Genomic DNA, 21358 nt, shown 5'->3' with positions numbered 1-21358 from the left:
AGTATAAAATCCTCTATTTTTTTATACTTTTAAAAACTTTTTTTACTACTCTTTTTCCAATTGCATCTTCTTCCATTTCTCCTATAGCATCCTTTAAAGGAATCCAGCCTATCCATTCAACTTCTGAAGATTTATTAAGAATACCATCTTTATATTTTGCCATAAAAGTTAGCATTATTATATCTTTTTCTTCTAGATATTCACTCCCTAAATATTCTACATCTAAAATATCTATTCCCGCTTCTTCTTTAACTTCTCTATGTACAGACTTTTCAACGCTTTCTCCTGGAGTTACATATCCAGATAACAAAACTTTAGAATTTTTAAATATGTAACTTTGTTTAAGTAGTAATATTTTATCTTCTTTTATAACTGCAACTATAATACAAGGAGTAGGAGTATCAAAATACATAATATCATCATGGTCACAATAAGGTACATTACCTTCGTCAAAACTATATTTTGGTATTAATTTCTTTCCACATAAAGGACAATATTTAAATTTCATAATTATAAGCTCTATTTAAGAGCTCTACCCTCCTATTCTTATGTTATTATAAATCTATCTCAATTTTATTTTTTAGTTCTATATAATCTTCTCCTACATTACAATCATATGCAAATATATCTACTCCATTTTCATAAGCTTTTCTTAATTCATCTCCAAACTTTTTATCCATATCATCATAAGGAGAAAACTTAGATGGTCCATCAAATTGTATAACAAATAAAACTCCTGCTCCATGACCTTCTTTTTTTGCTTCTATAAGCTCTTTTAAATGCTTTCTTCCTCTTTCTGTTGGTGCATCTGGAAACATTGCTATTCCATCTTTTTCAAAAGTTACACCTTTTACTTCTAAATAATAAGAATCATTTTTATCATTTTCTAATTTAAAATCAAATCTACTATTTCTAAAAGTTTTTTCCCTACTTATTTTATTGTATTTTGCTAATTTATCTATTTTAGAATTTAATAAAGCTTCTTCTGTAACTTTATTTGGAATATGTGAATCAATATTTATAAGCATATTTTCTTTGTAAGCTGCTATTAAATCATATCTAGTTTTTCTTAAAGGTCCATTCTCTTCTCTAAGAAATACCTTAGCCATAGGCCTTAATATTTCTTTACATCTTCCTGTATTAGGAACATGAACATTTTCTAATTCATCCTTTATATTAACATAAGCTTCAAATCTATTTGGTCTTTTTATAAATTTTGCACTTATAATATTTTTATCTATTTTCAAAAGATTTATTTATCGAATAATATATTATTCAATAAAATCCTCCTTTCTAAATTTTCTATTTATATATCTTAAATTTGTGAAAAATAATATATATATATTATTAATTATACACATATCCACAGAAGTTATCCACAGGCAAAGTTATTCACTGTTGAAAACTTTATTTTACCTTTACATATTATCACAAGAATAGTTTAAATATAATCAAAAATATTACTCCTGGTATTCCAAAAAAACCAGATATAAGGGCTGTCCATATATTTATTCCTATAAAAAAATTAAAATATGCTCCAACAAAATTAACTACATATAGTAATACAACGCCTAACACGGCATTAACTAAAAGAGTAAATATTATTTTTAATGGAAATACAAAAATCTTAAGTAATATAAACAACAAGAAAATCGCCAATAAAAAATATCCTGCATATTGTAAAGTCAAAATTACATCTCCTTTAACTTATTATTTTAACTTATTATATAATAAAATATATTCTACTATAATAAAAAAAAGTATATTTTCTGTGTATTTTATATAAACTTTATTATATAAATAAAAATACCGTATCTTTTACGGTATTTTTATTTATATATTCAATAATTAGCTTACTTCTACTTTTCTTACGTTATCAGTAACTTCTACTTTAATTCCTTTTGATTTAGCTTCTGATAACAAATAGGTATATTTAGATTTTAAAGCTTCTTCCATATATATAGCATAATCTATAAGCTTAGGATCACTGGCATTTTCAAATACTTCTCTTATATCGCTCAATTCATTTATCACATCGTTTATAGACCTTAGTAAGGTTTGCTTTTCCATGGCATCCAACTTTTTCATATAAAAACCTCCCATTTCATCTGTTATTAAAATAATATCCATGAAATGGGATTAATATTCATATAATAATAATTTATATTTCTATTCTTCCTTCTAAAGCTTTTGCTAAAGTAACTTCATCTGCATATTCTAAATCTCCACCTACAGGAATTCCATGGGCAATTCTTGTAATCTTAACTCCTAAAGGTTTTAATATTTTAGATATATACATAGCTGTAGCTTCTCCTTCTACATTAGGATTTGTAGCTACAATAACTTCTTTTACGCTTCCATTTATTCTTCTTACAAGTTCTCTAAGTTTTATGTCTTCAGGCCCTCTTCCAGCCATTGGTGATATAGTTCCATGAAGCACATGATATACACCATTAAATTCTTTAACCTTTTCCATAGATATAATATCTCTTGGCTCTTCAACAACACATATTATACTCTTATTTCTGTTAGGATTATTACATATAGCACAAGGATCTGTGTCTGTAAAATTTCCACAAACAGAACAATACTTTATAGTGCCTCTAGCTTTTACTAAAGCATGAGCAAATTCTTTTACTTCATCTTGAGGTAAATTTAATACATGCAAAGTAAGTCTTTGTGCTGTTTTATAACCTATACCTGGAAGCTTAGCAAATTCTTCTATAAGTTTTTCTATAGCTACAGGATAAAACTCCAAATTGTTCACCTCTGTTTTTTATAAGGCAGTTAATTAAAACATTCCACCTGGTAAGTTTAATCCACCTGTTAATTTTTGCATTTGATCTGCTGAATCTTTTTCAGCTTTTTTTAGAGCTTCGTTACAAGCACTCATTATTAAATCTTGAAGCATTTCTATATCATCTTCATCTACTACTTCTGGTTTTATTTTTATATCTATTATTTGTTTTTTTCCATTAGCAACTGCTACAACAGCTCCACCACCAACAGTAGCTGAAAATTCTTTTGATTCTAAATCTTGTTGCATTTTTTGCATTTGTTTTTGCATTTGTTGAGCCTGTTTTATTAGATTATTCATGTTTCCTCCACCCATGTTTGGGAATCCACCTTTTGCCATAAATATATCCTCCTTATAAAATTAATTTCAATTATAATTCGATTCTTATTATATCATAATTATAAGCTATTTAAATAATATTATTCTTCATCTATTACTTCAATCATATCATTTCCAAAAGTATCTTTTAACATATCTTCACTACTTTTAGATGAATTAAAATCTTGTTCTACTATATATCTTATTCTTATTCTCTCTTTTAGTACCTTAGAAAAAATCTCTTCTACAATTTTACTGTTTTCAACCTTTTCAAGCCTTTGTTTATTAAAAGCATACTGCTTAGTATACATAAGAGTTATAACTCCATTTTTACATTCATATATTTTAGCAGTAACTAAAGCTGCATATAAAACCATAAGTCTTCTAGCTTTAAATCCTTCTAATATATCGTGCCATACTTTTTTTATCTTATCTAAGGTTAAATTAGAGTTTTCATTGTATTCAATAATTTCTTCTCTTTTTTCTTTTTTATCTTTTGAAATAATATTCCTATTATTTGATTTTGTATTATTTATTCCTTGAACTTTTTTTACCTTATCTTCTTTAGAAGCATTTATAACAAAATCTCCTGATGATAATCTTTCTTCTAATTTATTTAATCTAGATACTATAACTTCTTTTGATGTGTCATACTCTATTTTACACATTTTTATAACAGAAAGTTCCAAATATATTCTACTTTGTTTAACCCATTTAGATTGGTTTTCTGCCTCTTGAAGTATTCTTATATCTCTCATTATCTCTTCTATTCTAATCTTTTGAGCTTGAACTTTAACAAGTTCTATATTTTCAGAAGACATATCTAATATATCTTCTGGATTATTGCTTACTTTAACCATCATAAGGTCTCTCATATGACCTATCATATCTCTTATAAAATTATAAATATCTTTTCCATTTAAAACTACATCATCTATTATTTTCATAGATTCTTCTATATTACGTTCTATTATACTATCTGTAAGTTTTAATAAGTTATCATTAGTAACTAATCCTAAAACATCTATAACTTGATCATATTCTACTTTACCTTCACCTGTTGCTATAACTTGATCTAATATACTTAAGGCATCTCTCATGGCACCATCGCACATTCTAGATATCAAGTTTAAGCTTTTATCATCAGCAAAAATACCTTCACTTGAAACAATATCTCTTAGTCTATTTGATATATCTTCTTGCTTTATCCTTCTAAAATCAAATCTTTGACATCTTGATAGTATTGTAATAGGTAATTTTTGAGGATCTGTTGTAGCTAATATAAATATAACGTTACTTGGAGGTTCTTCTAATGTTTTTAAAAAAGCATTTACTGCTTCTTGAGTTAACATATGAACTTCATCCATTATGTATACTTTATATTTTCCTTCTTGAGGAGGATACTTAACATTTTCTATAATATCTTTTATATCTTCAAGCTTTCTTTTAGATGCAGCATCCATTTCTATTACATCCATAAGTAATCCACTATTTATTTTTTTGCATACATCACATTCATTACAAGGTTCTCCATCTTTAGGATTTAAACAATTTACAGCTTTAGCTAATATTTTAGCTGTAGATGTTTTTCCAGTTCCCCTTGTTCCACAAAATAAATAAGCATGAGCTATTCTATTTTCTCTAACTTGATTTTTGAGTGTTACAGTTATATGCTTTTGTCCTACAACATCATAAAAGTTTTTTGGTCTCCATTCTCTATACAAAGCAGTATAAGCCAAATTCTATCACCTTCTTGAAAGAATTAATTAGGCATATGAAAATAAATACTAATTCAAAGATGCTATGGATATTTTATGAAATACAATAACTTGGGTTCTACTAATAGTTTCATTATTAGTAGGTTTCAAGGAAGATGTAGTTCACAAAATAAACTAGTATACTGACTAGTTATTTATTTGAATGTGCCTTAAATCTATATATTAATTATAACATTATGTAGCTTTTAATTATAAAAATAAAAGGTACTTTATTTAAAGTACCTTTAAAATTTTCTTAAATTATAAACCGTGCACCTTGCTTCGTCAATTAACTTATGAGCGTTACCTGTATAGTTAGCTCAAACCAAGTTGATCCACGTCACACGAAAGTGTTCACTTACCGCTGCTTCCTTCCGGATCTGACGGAGTTTATGAATTTTCGTTGCGTGGGACCCAGTTATCAACACCACTTTTACAGGCCAGACCCCACAAGTTAAAAGCCTAGGCAAGGAATTCAACCCTGCTGTAGCGGATTGCAGGTTACAGGGCACCGCTAACTCCCCATCTAGCACGGAAAGGTTAACTGGCGGAGAGAGGGGGATTCGAACCCCCGATAGAGTTTCCCCTATACACGCTTTCCAGGCGTGCTCCTTAAACCACTCGGACATCTCTCCTCACACAAACAAATAATAAATTATTTTATTTTTTATGTTAACATTAAACATTATACTATGAATTTAAAACAACTTCAATAGCATTATAAATATATTTTAATAGATATAGAAACATATTATTGATAATATTACTTATATTTACATAAAATTCATAAAAAAATGGAAGAGAAAGAGGGATTCGAACCCTCGGTAGAACTAGTAATCCTACACTTGATTTCGAGTCAAGCACTTTAAACCACTCAGACATTTCTCCATATATAGTTTATATTAATTTTTTATAAATATACTTATATATTCTTATATCTAATATTTTTAAAAAAATTCTTTAAAATATCACTACATCCATCATCATACAACCAATTTACATTTAAATAAGTATTTAAATATCTATTATTAACTAAATCAACAACTGTACCACAAGCCCCTGAAGAAGAATCAAATGTTCCTATATATAAATTACTTATTCTTGATTGAACTATTGCACTTGCACACATAGGACAAGGTTCTAAGGTAACATACATACTGCAACCTGTAAGTCTCCAATTTTTTAATTTATCACAAGCTTTTTTTATAGCTAAAATTTCTGCATGAGCTGTAGGATCATTTAAAGTCTCTTTTAAATTAAAGGCTCTAGCTATAATTTTATTTTCTTTAACTATAACAGCTCCTACTGGAACTTCATTCATTTCTAAAGCCTTTTTTGCTTCATCTAAGGCATCTAAAATAAAACTTTTATCCATACTGTACCTCTTAATCTTATTTATTTCTATATAATATTTAAAAATATAAGGTAAATAAAATCATCTATCTTTAATTTACTAAAATAAAACCATGCAACTAAAATGTTACATGGCATTTATTTGGTGCGCACGAGAGGAATCGAACCCCCGGCACGCGGTTTAGGAAACCGCTGCTCTATCCTTCTGAGCTACGAGCGCATAAATAAAATTAATCCTACTTTAAATAGTTTATTATAATTTAATATTTATGTCAATATTTATAAAAGTATAATATATACATATTTAGAAATTTTAATTAATATAATCTAAAAGATATATAAATACATATTATTAAAATAAGTATTAAAAGAGAGGTAAAAATGAATAGGCCTTACGTAAAAAGATTTAAGGAAATACTTAAAACTTTAATTTATTATGGGTTTGGTTATATGGTAGATTCTAAATTTAATAATAAAAAAAAATCTCCTGAAAATTTAAGGAAAGCTTTTGAAAAATTAGGTCCAACCTTTATAAAAATAGGACAAATATTAAGTACTAGACCAGATATATTTCCTAAAAATTATATAAATGAACTTACAAAATTACAAGATAACGTGACTTATGAAAGTTTTAAAAGTGTAAATAATATTTTTATTGAGGAATTTAATAAAAATATTGAGGATGTTTTTATAGAGTTTAATAAAAATCCTATAGCATCTGCATCTATAGCTCAAGTATACGCTGCTAAATTGCCAAATAATATGGATGTTATGGTAAAAATTCAAAGACCAGATATAATAGAAAAAATGAATATCGATCTTTTAATACTAAAAAAAATAATTTCTTTAAAAAAAATAAAAATTTTTGATAGCATAATAAATGGAAAAGAGGCTCTAGATGAAGTATTAGATTCTACTAAATTAGAATTAGACTTTAATAACGAAGTAAAAAATATAGAAAAATTTAAAAGTTTAAATAATCAAAACCAATACATATATGCACCTAAAATAGTTAAAAATTTATGTAGTAAAAAAGTTATAACTATGGAAAAAATAAATGGATTTAAAATAACTAACCTTCCATTACTAAAAAAATATAACTATGATAGAGATACTTTATCTAAACATTTAATTTTATCTTTATTAAAACAAATATTTGAGGATGGTTTTTTCCATGGTGATCCTCATCCTGGAAATTTATTAATCTACAAAAATAAGATTTGCTTTATAGATTTTGGTATAATGGGCAATCTATCTAAAACTTTAAGAAATTATTTAAAAGAATCAGTAATAGCTTTAGCTTATAAAGATACAGATAAATTAGTATCAATCCTTATGTGCATAGGAATACAAAAGGGTATTATAGATAAAGAGGAACTTTCAGAAGATATAGATTACTTATTTGAAATTTATTTTTCTACTCCATTAAAGAATATAAAAATTTCATCAATGTTTCAAGAAGTTTTTAATTGTGCAAATAAAAATAATATTCAACTTCCTAAAGATTTAACTTTACTTATAAGAACATTAATTATATTAGAAGGTGTTGTAGAAAAAATATCTCCTAATATTAAAATGTTAGACTTAGCAATTTTGTATGTTAAATCTAACAATGAATTTGATATATTTAATAATATAGATTTTAAAAAAATATATATAGATTGTTATAGAATGATAAAAGACTATAAAAAAATTCCTAATAAAAAATTAAAATTAATAAACAATGTTTTAAAAGGTAAAAGTAAAATTCAATTTTGTATAAAAGATTCAGATAATATTTTAAATAATTTAAATCAAATGATAAATAGAATAATTGGATGTCTCATTATATGCTCTTTAATAATAGGTTCTTCTTTAATATTAAATATAAATGTTGGACCTAAAATATATAATATACCAACAATAAGTTTAATAGGATATACTGTAAGCTTTATAATAGGATTTCTTCTTATTATATCAACCATAAAATCTACTAAATTATAAAAGTACTAATATTAATCAACATAATCTGCTGATTAATATTAGTACTTATTTTTTTATACCACTTAATATGTATCCTACTAAGTTATCATTTACTTCGTGAATATCTCTATCATCTTCGTTAATAAGCTCATATACAGTAGCTGAACATATAGTTCCAAATATAGTATAAGCCATAAAAGATACTTCTCCATTTTTTATACTACCTTCATCTATAGCTTGACGAAGATATTTTTCTATATAGTTTATATATCCTTTTATAGTGTGTCTAAGCTCTAACTGTCTTAGCTCTTGCCCCCATAATTGACTCATTATGACCTTAAAAAAATCTCTATTTTCATAAACTAAACTAAGCTGAATTTTACATAGAGCTTTAAGTTTTGATAAGGCATCATGTTCATTTTTAGCTATACACTCCATTCTTTCTATTATAATACTTGTTCCTTCTTTTATTATGTATTTAAATATTTCTTCTTTGCTTCTAAAATGATAGTATAACGTTCCTTTAGCTACACCGGCATTAAAAGCTATATCATCCATAGTAGCGCCATTATATCCACTTTTAGAAAATATTTTTATGGCAGAATGAAATATTGCCTTTTTAGTCTTGTTCATTATATCACTCCATACTTTTATCAAAATAAATCAATGAAATCTATTCATTATAATTATACTATTTTAATTACATAAAACAATAGAATATTATAACAATCAGTATAATTAAACTAAATATTCTGTATAATATTGTGTGTTGACATTTTAAAACAATTAAATAATAATTAGCTTAGCTTATCTTTTACAGAAAGAGGTTTTTTAATGATAAAATATTATAATAGAAAATCTAAAAAATATGAAATAGAAAAAGTTGCTGGAGAAAAATATTTAAATTGGATATACTCTTCTCCTATAGGTATGAACTTATTAGAATTATTTATAAAGAAAAAATTATTCTCAAGTATTTACGGAAAATACTGTGATTCAAAAATTAGTAAGAAAAAAATAAACAGCTTTATAAAAGATTTTAATATAGATATGAAAATATGTAGTTCATCATTAAATGACTTTAATAATTTTAACGACTTTTTTACTAGAAAATTAAAAAAAGATTCAAGACCTATGACTAAAGATAAAAATATATTGATATCTCCTGGCGATGGTAAACTTTTAGCTTATGAAAATATAAATTTAAATAAAGTTTCAAATATAAAGGGAATAAATTATAGCTTTTATGAATTAATTAAAGACAATAAACTTGCAGACAAGTATTCTAATGGAACTTGTTTAATATTAAGACTTTGTCCTACAGATTATCATAGATTTCATTTTATAGACCATGGTATATGTAGTAATACTAAAAAAATTAAAGGTGATTATTATTCTGTAAATCCTCTAGCATTAGTAAAAGTACCTCAATTATTTTGTAAAAATAAAAGAGAATATTCTATATTTCACTCTGAAAACTTTGGAAACATACTTTTTATGGAAGTTGGTGCTACTTGTGTAGGATCTATAATACAAACTTATACTCCAAATGAAAAAGTATCAAAAGGAGAAGAAAAAGGCTACTTTAAATTTGGTGGCTCTACTGTAATACTATTTTTTGAAAAAGAAAAAATAAAAATAGATAAAGATATAATAAAACAAAGTGAATCAGGACATGAGACTCAAGTTTTTATGGGAGAATCTATTGGTTTTAAAATAAAATAACAAATAAAATTAGAGGTAATTTAACCTCTCTTTTTTTATAAAAATAATATTAATAAAAAATAAAACCGTTAGAATCTTAAGATTCAAACGGTTTTTGGTGCATCGGAGAGGATTCGAACCCCCGGCAAACTGGTTCGTAGCCAGCTACTCTATCCAACTGAGCTACCGATGCATAAGCTTTTAACATTATTATTTTAACATAAATACCACTATAAATCAATTTCTATTTCATTTATTTTTTCCATGTACTCTTTTCTTATAATACCCATTATAACTAAATTGCTATATTTACCATGATTAAAAATTCTATGTCTTTTTTCTCCTTCTTTTATAAATCCACATTCTTTATAGCAATTAATAGCTCTAAAATTAAAATCACTTACTTCAAGCTCTACTCTTTCAGCTCCTCTATTCATAAATAAAAATTCTAATAATGTATTTATAGACTCTTTACCATATCCTTTATTCCAAAATTCTCTTCCTATAGTTATTCCAATGTCATATACATCACAACAACTTTCAACTTGTTCATAAGTTATATATCCTACTATAGAATTTTTTTTATTTAATATAGTCAAATATCTTTTATTTAAACTTAATAAATTATTCCAGTTTTCTATAAACCATTCTTTACTAGGTATTATTATAAAATTACAATCATATTTTCTTAATTCCTGATCTGATAAAAATTCATAAATAGTATTTATATCTTTTTTTTCCATAGACTTTAAGAGTATATTTTTACCTTTTAACATGATATCAAACCTTCTTAACGTGGTTATAATAACATTATATATTTAAAAGGAAATTTTTTCAAACATACTATTATATAACTATAAGGAGGATTTGTACGTTCACCTTAAGTTTTTAATATATGTAAAGTTTAGATACCTTTATAAAAGAAAGTTCACTATTTTTATTAGGTTTATTAAAATTAAAATCTTATATTAATTTCTGCTTTTAAAATCATAAGGTTTAAAAAATATCTTCTTCCGGTCCTTTTCCTCTATAAATCTTATTTGTAATATATATTTATATATAAAAAAAGCATCTAACTTTGTTAGATGCTTTGGCGGAGAAGGCGGGATTTGAACCCGCGCGCCGGTTACCCGACCTACACCCTTAGCAGGGGCGCCTCTTTAGCCACTTGAGTACTTCTCCATGCCTTTTTTAAATTATTTATATATATAAAAATGGCGGAGAGATAGGGATTCGAACCCTAGGTACGGTTCCCCGTACGCCGGTTTTCAAGACCGGTGCCTTAAACCAACTCGACCATCTCTCCACATATTTTTTAAGTTTTATTGCTGAACACATATAATATTATAACAGCGGTATTTATATATGTCAACACTTTTTTTATTAAAAATATTTTTTATAATATAGAGCTATAAATTAACTAAAAAACTATAATTTATATATTAAAAAAACACCTAACTTTGTTAGATGCTTTGGCGGAGAAGGCGGGATTTGAACCCGCGCGCCGGTTACCCGACCTACACCCTTAGCAGGGGCGCCTCTTTAGCCACTTGAGTACTTCTCCATGCCCTTTTTTATATTATATATAAATGGCGGAGAGATAGGGATTCGAACCCTAGGTACGGTTCCCCGTACGCCGGTTTTCAAGACCGGTGCCTTAAACCAACTCGACCATCTCTCCACATATTTAATTTATATCTTAACACGAGTAATATTATATCAATTATATTTATATATGTCAATATTTACTGTATAAAATTATACTATACTAATATATATTTCTAAAAAACTATATTAATAGTAACTTACCATAATTAAGTTAATTAAATATAAAAAAATAGAACCAATGAATTTCACATTGGTTCTTTATTTTCTATTATTTTATTGCTTCTTTTCCACCCATATATGGTTTTAAAGCTTCTGGTATTGTAACAGAACCATCAGCATTTTGATAATTTTCAAGTATAGCTGCTACAGTTCTTCCTATAGCTACTCCTGAACCATTTAATGTATGGATATATTGAGGCTTAGACTTAGCATCTTCTTTATATCTTATATTAGCTCTTCTTGCTTGGAAATCTTCAAAGTTACTACAGCTTGATATTTCAACATATCTATCATAACTTGGCATCCACACTTCTATATCATATTTTAAAGCTGCAGTAAAACCTAAATCACCTTTACATATTCTAACAACTCTATATGGAAGTCCTAATCCTTTTAACACGTTTTCTGCATCATTAGTTAATTTTTCTAATTCATCATAAGAATCTTCTGGTTTTGTAAACTTAACAAGTTCTACTTTATTAAATTGATGTTGTCTTACAAGACCTCTTGTATCTCTTCCTGCAGATCCAGCTTCTGATCTAAAACATGCACTATATGCTGCATATTTTATAGGTAAATCTTCAGCTTTTAATATTTCGTTTCTATAAAAATTAGTTACTGGAACTTCTGCTGTAGGAATTAAAAAGTAATCATTATTTGATACTTTAAAAGCATCTTCTTCAAATTTAGGTAATTGACCTGTACCTATCATACTAGTTCTATTTACCATGTAAGGAGGTAGTATTTCTGTATACCCATGTTTTTCTGTATGAGTATCTAAAAAATAGCTTATTACAGCTCTTTCTAATCTTGCTCCTAATCCTTTATAAAAAGTAAATCTAGATCCTGTAACTTTACCTGCTCTTTCAAAATCAAGTATACCTAAATCTGTTCCTATATCCCAATGAGCTTTAGCATCAAAATCAAACTTTGTTTTATCAGCCCAATGTCTAATTTCAACATTGTCTTCATCTGTTTCTCCATCTGGTACTTGTGGATTTGGTATATTAGGTATTCTAAGCATTATGTATTCTATTTTCTCACTTATTTCAGATAGATTTAAATCAAATCCTTTTATTTCTTCTGAAAGTTTTTTCATTTCAGCTTTTATTGGTTCTATATCTTCACCTTGTTTTTTTAATTTAGGTATTTCTGATGAAACTTTATTTCTTCTTCCTTTTAAAGCCTCAACCTCTACTAAAATATTTCTTCTTTTCTCGTCTAAAGATATAACCTCATCTATTACAGATACGTCAAACTTTTCCCCTCTATTGTTTAGTATTTCTTTGATTTCTTCTTTGTTATTTCTAATCCTTTTTAAATCTAACATCTTTTTTCATTTACCGATAAATATATCGATAAACTTCCTCCTCTCATTATTTTATATAAAAAAAGAGCCCTCTCTCCCTAAAGGGACGAAAGACTCCGCGTTACCACCCTAGTTGATTATTATATAATAATCCACTCTTTATTTTAACGGAATAACCGTATTACTCATCGTAATCCCTCCGAGGTGGATTCACAACATATACCTATTAGCTTACACCAACCGCTAACTCTCTTTTAAATATATATAGCTACTATTCCTCATCAACAGTTTTTAACCTATATTAAATTTATAAAATTCACTAAAATTATACAAATAGTAAATGAATATGTCAATACTATTTTTATATATTGTTATTATTATTAACTTTTATTTATGTTTTTAGTACATATTATATCTATTCCTGTATTTAATATATTTTTACATATTACATCGCCAATTTTAATAGGTACTCCTACATATACTCTACTTAAGGCTTTAGAACAATCTATCCATAATCTTTTTTCCATAGGTTTATTGCTTTTTACTGGTACTACATTATATTTTCCACCTTTAACTCTTACAAGGCTTGTAAATATACCTTTATTACTATTATTATTGTATGATTTTGCAGAATCTATACCTATGTTACACTGATTTCCTTTAATTTTATCATATTTTTTATCCTCTAAAGTTATTATACACCTTTTATTACACCTATCACATATAAATTCTTTAATCAATTTTTTAATCCTCCTACATAGTATCAAACTCTTTAATTCTACATGGCATAACATTTGACTTTTTAGAATCTTTTACTATGTCTGTCATTAATTTATCTGTTTCCCTTGCTAATATATAGGCTAATTTATTTAAACAGTATCCTCCTTTGCATCTTCCAAAAGCAGCTCCTGTTCTTCTTTTAATTCCTTCTATAGTTCTTGCACCTAAAGGTCTTCTTATAGAATCAACTATTTCCCCTTCCGTTATTTTATTACACATACAAACTATTTTTCCATATCTTTTGTCCATATCTATAATTTTTTTAACTTCATCCTGGGGAAGTTCTCTTATTTTATAATACTCTCTTCTTTTATCTATAAAATTTTTCTTTAAAACACAATTAATATTATTAACTACTGTTTCGCAAATCATTTGTGAAACATAGGGAGTCATAGAGACTTGTCCATAATGATTTATAACTACATTTACATAGCCTCTATCTATTAAACTATCGTCAATTACAACTAAATCGTCATAATAAGGAAAATTATAAAAAGTATTTATATCTACTTCTTTTATATTATTAAATAATAAACTAGAGTATTTTAAAGTATCACTATATCCTATATTTTTATAAGAATCTACTGCAAGTACAGTATTTCCTTCAACAGTTGGTACCTTTAGAATTCTTTTTATAGCATCATTATAGTTAAATTTTTGTATTATATTATTACATTTATTCATAGACTCATCTTCTAAAAGAAAATAATTTATATTACTTCCCTTTCTGCTATCTATACTATCTTTATTAGCATTAGTTCCTCCATCAGGAGTAGTATTTAAAACTATGTTACATGTAAATTTATTTTTATTTGTAATTACTCTATATCCTTTAGATAATTTTTGTATATCTAATACTACTTCTTCTAGTTTAAAATTAACTCCATTATCAAAAGCAATTTCAGCATAAGCTATTGCTAAATCAAAAGGTGCAATAGATGCAGTATTTTTAGAATATATAGCTTTTTTTACATCTATATTTAAATTAGGTTCTACTTTATATATTTCATTTTTATCTAATAATTCTATATTATTTATTCCTCTTTTTTTAGCTTTTTCATACATACTTTCTATTTCTAATACTTCTTCATCTGTTTTAGCAATAATTAAAGATCCTGTTTTCTTAAAAGGTATATGGAATTTTTCACATATATTTGACATCATTTTATTGCCTTCGTTTTCTAATTTAGCTGCTAAATCATCTTTGCACTCTACTCCATCATATACTATAGAAGAGTTTATAAAAGCAACATCATCTGCTACATCATAATCTTTTTCAATCAAAGCTATATTTAAACTATATTTAGATAATTCGTAGGCTGTAGCACAACCTACCATTCCTCCGCCTAATATTATTACATCATAATCCATGAATATCAGCCTTTCAAAACTTTATTTAATAATGTATAAATATTAATGATTTATTTGGTATCTTGTTATATAACCATTTTGCATCTTCTACAGATACTCTAATACATCCATGAGATGCTGGAAATCCTAATTTATTTTTTTCTTCTTCTATTATATTACCACTTTTATCTACAGGTATAGAATGTATTAAATAGTTAGCAAAAAATTTAATATAATATCTTCCACCTTGATTATATTTATTACTATAAAAATATTTACCTCTATTAGTAATATAAAACATTCCTAGGGGAGTCTCTGTATCTGAATCTCCTAAAATTCCTGTAGAACATTTTATATCTCTTATTTTTTTATCTTTTTTATACACTAAAATTTTTTGTTTTATTAAATCTACATCTACTTTATATTCTGTATTTTTATATAAAAATCCTTTTAAATTATCTTTGTTTTTTTTAATCCATCCTTTTCTTCCTATAGTACTTTCTTCACAGTATAAATATCCATTTTTTTCTCTATAAGCAACTATTACGCTATTTTTAGGTAAACTATATTCTACTTTACTTTCTTTATCAGGTTTTTCATATACATTTACATTACTTTTGTCTATATAATATGTTTTCTTAAAACAAGTGTTTGAAGAAAATACTGCCATATCATTTTTTGTATTACTTTTACCTTTATTTTTAGTATCACTTTTAATAGATTCATTCTTAGTTTTTTTAACATTTTCTTTATTTTCAACTTTATTTACCCTATTTTTATTAATAAATATAGGAGTAAAAATAAATACAAAAATTAATATGATAGTAACAAATATTGTCTTTTTTTTCATTTTATCACCCCATCAATAAATACTTACTATCCATATTATTTCCATATTATAGTATGTTTAAACATAAAAAATGCACTTATTAAAAAGTGCATTTTATTTTTAATTTATTTTAAATCATTTAATAATTTTCCAAGTTCATTTATATTTTTACCATATTCAGTCCAATCACCTTTTTTCTGAGCTTCCACTGCTTTATTATAATAATCCTTAGCTTTACTTATATCAGCAGTTTTAGGTGATGTATCTTTTTTATCATCTTTACTAATTACAGTATCTTTTTTATCTTTATAATCAAATATATTTTGAATACCTTCTTCTATAGTATTGGCTAATATTAGCTTATCTCCATAGGACATTATAATTCTTTTCATCTCAGGAATACTATTTTTACCACTAGCTCTTAAATATAAAGGCTCAATATATAATAGAGAATTTTTTATAGGAAGTATTACAGTATCTCCATACTGAACTTGAGATCCTTCCTTATTCCATAAAGATAACTCTTTAGATATAGTAGTATCTTGATTTATTTTTTGTTTAAATAAATAAGGACTATATATAGTTTTATCTGCTGGTAATTTATAAACTATTTTTTTACCATAGTTATCTCCATCCATTCTAGTTGCAAATAAAGCTATCATGTTATCTTTTTTCATTACATTAAAGTAATTTAAAAGTATCATCTCTTCTTTTTCTTGACCTGGAAGTTTAGTTATCATATAAGGAGCATCACTTTCATCTTTTTCTCCTTCTACTTTCTTTTTATTTCTTGAAACTTCCCATAGATCTTCACCATTATAAAATACTCCTGGATCTTTAACATGATATTTACCTAAAACTTTACTTTGTATATTAAATAAATCTTTAGGATATTTTATATGCTCTCTTAATTCTTTAGGCATTTCATTTATATTTTTAAATAATCCATCAAAAATTTTATTATAACTTTTTATTATAGGATCATTGTTATTCATCATATAAAAATCTGTTTTACCATTAGTAGAATCAATTACAACTTTAGCAGAATTTCTTATATAGTTTATATTGTCATAAGGCTCTGAATAAGGATATCTATCTGTATTTGTATATCCATCTAATATCCAATAAATTTTTCCTTTATTTATAACCATATAAGGGTCACCATCATATTTTAAAAATGGTGCTATTTTTTTGGCTCTTTCTACTATATTTCTATTTATTAATATTTTACTATCACTTTTTATATCTTTAGATAGTATAAAATTTATTTCTTTTTTATTTATAGCAAATAAAAGTTTATTTCCAAAGGTCATATTTATTCCTGCATCACCAGCATATTTATTTGTTTTATTAGAATCTCCTTTTGGATAGTCAAACTCGCTTATTTTAGTATTTACTACAGCATAATCATTTGTTTTTTCTCCAAAGTATATTCTAGGATCAGTAAATGGAATCTTAGTTTTATTATTAGGTGGTATATCCTTTATAACAAAATCTGGTTGACCTTCACTAGTTACAGAATTAACTTTATTCATAACTGCACCATAACCATGAGTATAAATAAGATGTCTATTTTGCCAAGTATTAGGATTTAAAGCTTCTGTATCTATTTCTCTAGCAGCTACAAAAACTTGATTATATTTATCTTTTATATTATATCTATCTATGTCTGCATCATGGAAATTGTAATAATATCTTATAATCTGAACTTGATTGTAAAATTCTAATGTAGGTTTAAAAGAATTAATAATTATATTGTCTATACTTTCCTTATTATCTCTTATATCCTTTTTAGTTAAATCATTTTTAACTTCAAAAGGAACAGTTTCTGTTTTATCAATATCAAAAGCTTTTCTAGTTAAATCTATATTATTTTTTATATAAGGTTGCTCTAGTGTTTTTTCATTAGACTTTACTACAAAGTTTTGAACTATCCCAGCTGAAACACCATTTATAATTATTAAAGCTATAATAGCAATTACAGAAATTATTATAGGTTTAAATTTTTCTTTTAAAACACTTAAAAATATAACAACTGAAGATATTGCAGCCGCTACACTTATAATTCTATAAAATATTAAACTAACATGTATATCTGTATAACTAGCTCCAAAAACAACTCCATTAGGGCTATACACTAAATTCCAACTTTTAATTAAATATCCTATAGCAATAAAAATCATTATTAAAAAAGACAATACAGCTAATTGTTTTCCTGCAAATTTCTTTATATTGTTATCTGTAAATTTTATCTCCCTTATATTTTCTTTAAAATCTTTACCATATTCTATTTTATCCTTTAAATTTACTAAGAAATAAAATACAAAAGTTATAATAACCAAAAATCCAAGTAAAAGCATTATAACTCTATAAGTTGATTCTATAAGCGGTAATTTAAAAACATAAAAAGATACATCCTTTGAAAATGTAGGATCTTTTATATTAAAATCAACAGAATTTGTAAACTGAAGTATCCTATACCAATAGGTTGAAGCAAAAGTATAAGATATAAAGAAAGATATTATAACATCCATTATATAAAAAATTCTTTTACCAATCTTTCTTTTACTTTCCTCTATATTTATTAAATTATTTTTCTTTATATTATTTTTTAAGCTTCTATAATAAAGCCAAATAGATATAAAACTTATTATGAATATAGGAATTATCATAATTAAAATAGCTTTTATCTTAGTAAAATATACACTTAAATATCCTACTTCTTTAAACCATTTTATATTTACTATAAAATCTACTATTCCACTTAAAAAAGCTAAAATAATTATTGCAAATATTATAATAAATCCTAATAGATTTTTCTTTTTCACTATACTACCTCCTATTTTTATTTAAAATACGGCCTAAAACAGAATACTTTGTTTCTATAGCACCTTTAGGACATAACTCCTGACAACAAAAACATCTTATACAATTTTTCATATCCCATTTAGGTATATACTTATCTTTATATTTTACCATCTTTATAACTTTAGGCTTTTCAGGACATACATTTAAACATCTTTCACAGCCTATACACTTATCCTTTATAACAACAGGATCTGGTGCTATAATATCTCTTAGAAAATTTGTAACTGTAGGGTTTATAAAATAAAAACTTCCTCCTTTTCTACATTTCTCAAAATCTTTTACAGCCATATTTTCTATTTTTTCGCCTAACACATTTATGTCTTTTTCTAATACATCATCCCATTTATTTTCATAAGCCTCTTTTAGAAATGGTATTTCAAGAGGATCGTCATACCCTATAAGCTTAACTGCAGTTGAATCTACAGCAGTTAAACTCTCTCCCATAATTATAGAGTTTAAATTATAAGGAGTACCACTTTTAGGTCCATTGCCTTCCATAGCTACTATTCCATCTAAAATAGCAAAATCAGTATGTAATATCTTATTTAAATCTAAAAGCATTTTACAAAAATTATTAGCATTAGGCATTCTGGTATGCCACTGTGCTTTTAAAGTTCCTGGAACACATCCAAATTGATTTTTAATAGCACCTGTATAATATGCCATAGCATGAGTTTTTAATTTAGGTAAAGTTATTAGTACATCACTTTCATAGGCAGCTTTAGCTAAAGTCCATGATCTACAAAGTATAGATTCATCACTTTTAACATGAACTGATTTTGTAAAATTATCAAATTTTACATCATACTTATTAGCTACTTTTAAAAGTCCAGCATTTTCAGCAACCTTTTTAGAATCTCCAAAACCTGGTGAATCTCCAAAGGTTATATCCTTTGAATAATCTTTAAGCACTCTTATAACAGCTTCAAAAAAAGCATAGTGAGTTATAACTGGAGAACCTGCTTTTTCTACAGAAAGCATATTAGGTTTTAATAAAACTTTACTATTATATGGTATAAGTTTTTTTAAAAACTCCTCTCCTCCGAGTAATTCAAATCCTTCTCTTATTTTATTTTCTATTTTTAAAACATTATAATCTGAACATTTTAATAATACAATATCTCTCATAATCTATCCTTTATCTAATATATTAAATATTTTTTATTTTTAAGTTCTGATAATATGTTATCCATAATTTCATCATTATCAGCACATATAGTATGTAAATGTATACCTCCTGTAAGTACTAAAAGAGGTTCTCCTTTTCCTTTATTTATTTTTTTCATAAAATTATGAACATCATATAATGATTTTATCATAATCATTGCTTTAATTTCACCATATACTGAATGTTCAACTACAACATCTTTTACTATTCCTCCAAATTTTATAACTGTTTCTAATTCATCTTGTATATCTTCTACATTATGAGATACAGCTATTATTTTAGTAATTAAATTTTCTTGATTTTTAGTTACTAAATATCCTTCAGGAGTAGCAATTATCTTTTTACCTTCTGCTCTAAGAAGAGCTATATCTTTTACAATTACTTGTCTAGTAACACCTAGTTTTTCTGCTAATTCTTGACCTTTAATTGGATTGGAACTATTTATAAGCAAATTTTTTATGTTATTTCTTCTTTCTTTCGCTTTCAAAATTACATCCTCCTTTGTTATTAATTTTTGTCATCACAAAACATTAATATTCTTAGTTCATCATCTATATTTATATTTCTACTATGGTGATTTTTTATAAGATTTAAAAAATTATCATCATATCCGTTATTTTTCAAAATATTATAGGCTTTTTCAGCATGATTATAATATATATCTATCTTTTTTATATTTGAAAATTTTTTAATCTTTCCATTAGATAAGCTATCTAGTATAACTAATAGTGATCTATCAATTATATTTAATTTACACAAACCTTTACCTACATCATGAAGTAATGCTACTTTTACTAATCTATGTGTAATATCTAAATCTTTATTTTCTTTTCTACAGATTTTAAATACATCATAGGCTACTCTAATAGAATGTTTTTTATCAGCATTAGATAAACTATTAAAAATATTTATTTCATTTTTATCTAAGTACTTTTTAGTAAAATCTATATCCTCTTTTTTAACTTTATCTGTAGCAAAAAGATAAAACTGTTTTATTCTGTTTATACTCATATATATTCTCTCTTTCATTTATGTATCCTTCTTGATATTGTAATATATATATATTATGTTTGCAAAATTAGCTTATTTTATTATAAAAAGATTAATAATTAAAATAAAAATATAGTACTTAGAAAAGATTTATACTTTAACTAACTACTACATTATAATAATAACATATTAAAAATAAAATAAAAAAAGCTCACAGAAAATCTGTAAGCTTTAAATCTATGGTGGAGATAAGGAGATTCGAACTCCTGACCCCCTGCTTGCAAGGCAGGTGCTCTCCCAACTGAGCTATACCCCCAAATGGTGGACCTTCAGGGACTCGAACCCC

The 21358-nt window shown here is 25.8% G+C and carries 20 protein-coding genes, 9 tRNA genes, 1 other RNA gene and 1 other annotated feature; of the genes, 2 read left to right on the top strand and 28 right to left on the bottom strand.

The features are described from left to right. Positions 1-13: 13 nt before the first annotated feature. The 12 genes from ABDZ71_RS03375 to ABDZ71_RS03320 form a co-directional block, all read right to left on the bottom strand. Complete coding sequence (locus ABDZ71_RS03375; RefSeq protein ID WP_343758863.1) at positions 14-508, bottom strand: NAD(+) diphosphatase; 495 nt, start codon at positions 506-508, stop codon at positions 14-16. A gap of 46 nt (positions 509-554) precedes the next feature. Continuing rightward, positions 555-1247 carry a DNA/RNA nuclease SfsA gene (sfsA, locus tag ABDZ71_RS03370; protein WP_343758861.1) on the bottom strand — a complete coding sequence of 231 codons (693 nt, stop codon included), beginning with the start codon at positions 1245-1247 and terminating at the stop codon, positions 555-557. A gap of 181 nt (positions 1248-1428) precedes the next feature. After that, positions 1429-1689 carry a pro-sigmaK processing inhibitor BofA family protein gene (locus ABDZ71_RS03365; protein ID WP_343758859.1) on the bottom strand — a complete coding sequence of 87 codons (261 nt, stop codon included), beginning with the start codon at positions 1687-1689 and terminating at the stop codon, positions 1429-1431. A gap of 159 nt (positions 1690-1848) precedes the next feature. Further along, positions 1849-2103 carry a YaaL family protein gene (locus tag ABDZ71_RS03360; protein WP_343758882.1) on the bottom strand — a complete coding sequence of 85 codons (255 nt, stop codon included), beginning with the start codon at positions 2101-2103 and terminating at the stop codon, positions 1849-1851. 58 nt (positions 2104-2161) lie between these two features. Further along, positions 2162-2758: a recombination mediator RecR gene (recR, locus tag ABDZ71_RS03355; RefSeq protein ID WP_343758857.1), complete on the bottom strand. Its 597-nt coding sequence runs from the start codon at positions 2756-2758 to the stop codon at positions 2162-2164. Between the two features lie 33 nt (positions 2759-2791). Further along, a complete protein-coding gene (locus ABDZ71_RS03350; RefSeq protein WP_343758855.1) occupies positions 2792-3136 on the bottom strand; it encodes a YbaB/EbfC family nucleoid-associated protein in 345 nt (114 codons plus the stop codon). A gap of 80 nt (positions 3137-3216) precedes the next feature. Further along, complete coding sequence (dnaX, locus tag ABDZ71_RS03345; RefSeq protein ID WP_343758853.1) at positions 3217-4854, bottom strand: DNA polymerase III subunit gamma/tau; 1638 nt, start codon at positions 4852-4854, stop codon at positions 3217-3219. A gap of 286 nt (positions 4855-5140) precedes the next feature. Further along, positions 5141-5407, bottom strand: an RNA gene (ffs, locus tag ABDZ71_RS03340) — signal recognition particle sRNA large type. Between the two features lie 10 nt (positions 5408-5417). Beyond that, a tRNA-Ser gene (locus ABDZ71_RS03335) sits at positions 5418-5507 on the bottom strand. 160 nt (positions 5508-5667) lie between these two features. Next, positions 5668-5760 (bottom strand) — tRNA-Ser (locus tag ABDZ71_RS03330). 34 nt (positions 5761-5794) lie between these two features. Beyond that, the gene (locus ABDZ71_RS03325; protein WP_343758851.1) at positions 5795-6247 is read right to left on the bottom strand and encodes a nucleoside deaminase; all 453 of its coding nucleotides are present in this window, start codon (positions 6245-6247) and stop codon (positions 5795-5797) included. 121 nt (positions 6248-6368) lie between these two features. After that, positions 6369-6445: transfer RNA gene (locus tag ABDZ71_RS03320), tRNA-Arg, on the bottom strand. A 161-nt stretch (positions 6446-6606) separates the two neighbouring features. On the opposite strand from ABDZ71_RS03320, the gene ABDZ71_RS03315 reads away from it, so the two are divergent. Continuing rightward, positions 6607-8208 (top strand): ABC1 kinase family protein, encoded by a 1602-nt coding sequence (locus ABDZ71_RS03315; protein WP_343758839.1) that lies wholly within the window; start codon positions 6607-6609, stop codon positions 8206-8208. 45 nt (positions 8209-8253) lie between these two features. On the opposite strand, the gene ABDZ71_RS03310 is transcribed toward ABDZ71_RS03315, so the two are convergent. Further along, positions 8254-8820 carry a TetR/AcrR family transcriptional regulator gene (locus ABDZ71_RS03310; protein WP_343758832.1) on the bottom strand — a complete coding sequence of 189 codons (567 nt, stop codon included), beginning with the start codon at positions 8818-8820 and terminating at the stop codon, positions 8254-8256. A gap of 201 nt (positions 8821-9021) precedes the next feature. On the opposite strand from ABDZ71_RS03310, the gene ABDZ71_RS03305 reads away from it, so the two are divergent. Continuing rightward, on the top strand, positions 9022-9912 hold the full coding sequence (locus tag ABDZ71_RS03305; protein WP_343758830.1) for a phosphatidylserine decarboxylase: 891 nt from the start codon (positions 9022-9024) through the stop codon (positions 9910-9912). 95 nt (positions 9913-10007) lie between these two features. Here ABDZ71_RS03305 and ABDZ71_RS03300 read toward each other — a convergent pair. The 15 genes from ABDZ71_RS03300 to ABDZ71_RS03230 form a co-directional block, all read right to left on the bottom strand. Beyond that, positions 10008-10084: transfer RNA gene (locus ABDZ71_RS03300), tRNA-Arg, on the bottom strand. Between the two features lie 37 nt (positions 10085-10121). Continuing rightward, positions 10122-10667, bottom strand: a complete 546-nt coding sequence (locus ABDZ71_RS03295) for a GNAT family N-acetyltransferase (protein WP_343758828.1) — start codon at positions 10665-10667, stop codon at positions 10122-10124. Positions 10668-10982: 315 nt separating this feature from the next. Continuing rightward, a tRNA-Ser gene (locus ABDZ71_RS03290) sits at positions 10983-11073 on the bottom strand. Between the two features lie 33 nt (positions 11074-11106). Continuing rightward, positions 11107-11197, bottom strand: a tRNA-Ser gene (locus tag ABDZ71_RS03285). A gap of 167 nt (positions 11198-11364) precedes the next feature. After that, a tRNA-Ser gene (locus ABDZ71_RS03280) sits at positions 11365-11455 on the bottom strand. Between the two features lie 26 nt (positions 11456-11481). Further along, positions 11482-11572 (bottom strand) — tRNA-Ser (locus ABDZ71_RS03275). Between the two features lie 195 nt (positions 11573-11767). Beyond that, positions 11768-13048, bottom strand: coding sequence for a serine--tRNA ligase (serS, locus tag ABDZ71_RS03270; RefSeq protein WP_343758826.1), 1281 nt, complete (start codon positions 13046-13048; stop codon positions 11768-11770). A gap of 78 nt (positions 13049-13126) precedes the next feature. Then, positions 13127-13321 (bottom strand) — a binding site (T-box leader). An 86-nt stretch (positions 13322-13407) separates the two neighbouring features. Further along, on the bottom strand, positions 13408-13767 hold the full coding sequence (locus tag ABDZ71_RS03265) for a DUF1667 domain-containing protein (protein WP_343758825.1): 360 nt from the start codon (positions 13765-13767) through the stop codon (positions 13408-13410). Positions 13768-13780: 13 nt separating this feature from the next. Continuing rightward, positions 13781-15178, bottom strand: a complete 1398-nt coding sequence (locus tag ABDZ71_RS03260; RefSeq protein WP_343758823.1) for an NAD(P)/FAD-dependent oxidoreductase — start codon at positions 15176-15178, stop codon at positions 13781-13783. Between the two features lie 25 nt (positions 15179-15203). After that, on the bottom strand, positions 15204-16007 hold the full coding sequence (locus ABDZ71_RS03255; RefSeq protein ID WP_343758821.1) for a L,D-transpeptidase family protein: 804 nt from the start codon (positions 16005-16007) through the stop codon (positions 15204-15206). A gap of 104 nt (positions 16008-16111) precedes the next feature. Continuing rightward, positions 16112-18814 carry a UPF0182 family protein gene (locus tag ABDZ71_RS03250; RefSeq protein ID WP_343758820.1) on the bottom strand — a complete coding sequence of 901 codons (2703 nt, stop codon included), beginning with the start codon at positions 18812-18814 and terminating at the stop codon, positions 16112-16114. A 4-nt stretch (positions 18815-18818) separates the two neighbouring features. After that, a complete protein-coding gene (locus ABDZ71_RS03245; protein ID WP_343758818.1) occupies positions 18819-19982 on the bottom strand; it encodes a DUF362 domain-containing protein in 1164 nt (387 codons plus the stop codon). Positions 19983-19996: 14 nt separating this feature from the next. Further along, positions 19997-20509: a transcription repressor NadR gene (locus ABDZ71_RS03240; protein WP_343758817.1), complete on the bottom strand. Its 513-nt coding sequence runs from the start codon at positions 20507-20509 to the stop codon at positions 19997-19999. A 20-nt stretch (positions 20510-20529) separates the two neighbouring features. Beyond that, positions 20530-21051: an HD domain-containing protein gene (locus ABDZ71_RS03235; protein WP_343758815.1), complete on the bottom strand. Its 522-nt coding sequence runs from the start codon at positions 21049-21051 to the stop codon at positions 20530-20532. Between the two features lie 201 nt (positions 21052-21252). Beyond that, positions 21253-21328 (bottom strand) — tRNA-Ala (locus ABDZ71_RS03230). Positions 21329-21358: the final 30 nt, after the last annotated feature.

This window comes from Clostridium oceanicum (assembly GCF_039521385.1).
Classification (GTDB): Bacteria; Bacillota; Clostridia; order Clostridiales; family Clostridiaceae; genus Clostridium_F; species Clostridium_F oceanicum.
Note: the sequence above shows the minus strand (reverse complement) of the source record. Positions and strands in the feature narration are given on the sequence as shown.

Excerpts from the sequence above, each read along its gene's own strand:
- ABDZ71_RS03360 (WP_343758882.1), bottom strand. The coding sequence starts at position 2,103 with ATGGGAGGTTTTTATATGAAAAAGTTGGATGCCATGGAAAAGCAAACC.
- ABDZ71_RS03295 (WP_343758828.1), bottom strand. The coding sequence starts at position 10,667 with ATGTTAAAAGGTAAAAATATACTCTTAAAGTCTATGGAAAAAAAAGAT.
- ABDZ71_RS03325 (WP_343758851.1), bottom strand. The coding sequence starts at position 6,247 with ATGGATAAAAGTTTTATTTTAGATGCCTTAGATGAAGCAAAAAAGGCT.
- ABDZ71_RS03235 (WP_343758815.1), bottom strand. The coding sequence starts at position 21,051 with ATGAAAGAGAGAATATATATGAGTATAAACAGAATAAAACAGTTTTAT.
- ABDZ71_RS03310 (WP_343758832.1), bottom strand. The coding sequence starts at position 8,820 with ATGAACAAGACTAAAAAGGCAATATTTCATTCTGCCATAAAAATATTT.
- ABDZ71_RS03350 (WP_343758855.1), bottom strand. The coding sequence starts at position 3,136 with ATGGCAAAAGGTGGATTCCCAAACATGGGTGGAGGAAACATGAATAAT.
- ABDZ71_RS03315 (WP_343758839.1), top strand. The coding sequence starts at position 6,607 with ATGAATAGGCCTTACGTAAAAAGATTTAAGGAAATACTTAAAACTTTA.
- ABDZ71_RS03255 (WP_343758821.1), bottom strand. The coding sequence starts at position 16,007 with ATGAAAAAAAAGACAATATTTGTTACTATCATATTAATTTTTGTATTT.
- ABDZ71_RS03305 (WP_343758830.1), top strand. The coding sequence starts at position 9,022 with ATGATAAAATATTATAATAGAAAATCTAAAAAATATGAAATAGAAAAA.
- ABDZ71_RS03245 (WP_343758818.1), bottom strand. The coding sequence starts at position 19,982 with ATGAGAGATATTGTATTATTAAAATGTTCAGATTATAATGTTTTAAAA.
- ABDZ71_RS03375 (WP_343758863.1), bottom strand. The coding sequence starts at position 508 with ATGAAATTTAAATATTGTCCTTTATGTGGAAAGAAATTAATACCAAAA.
- serS (WP_343758826.1), bottom strand. The coding sequence starts at position 13,048 with ATGTTAGATTTAAAAAGGATTAGAAATAACAAAGAAGAAATCAAAGAA.
- ABDZ71_RS03260 (WP_343758823.1), bottom strand. The coding sequence starts at position 15,178 with ATGGATTATGATGTAATAATATTAGGCGGAGGAATGGTAGGTTGTGCT.